1 protein-coding gene is annotated in these 255 nt (G+C 43.9%); it reads left to right on the top strand.

Annotation, left to right across the window (positions count from 1 at the left end):
* Positions 1 to 145: 145 nt before the first annotated feature.
* Positions 146 to 255 (top strand): Hsp70 family protein (locus tag AC6UDF_RS07325; protein WP_500724225.1); only part of this gene is annotated, 110 nt, incomplete at its 3' end.

Here is a 255-nt window from a genome sequence, read left to right as displayed (position 1 = left end):
GGTGATGCCGGTGTTACAGACTCTTTATCAGGTTAGATTTATGAATGTTCGATTATTTGGAACCCACCGTCCGTTTTTGACCTGCCCTCAGGATTATCCGCTCCCGTCGAATCGCCCAAATTAAACAATAAAAGGAACTCGGAATATGAGTAAAGTAATTGGAATTGACCTTGGAACAACGAACTGCTGCGTATCAGTGTTGGAAAGCGGAACCGTTCAGATTATTTCTAATAAAGAAGGCGGACGCACGACACC

The organism is Fructilactobacillus sp. X2R6C1 (assembly GCF_059901295.1).
Note: the sequence above shows the minus strand (reverse complement) of the source record. Positions and strands in the feature narration are given on the sequence as shown.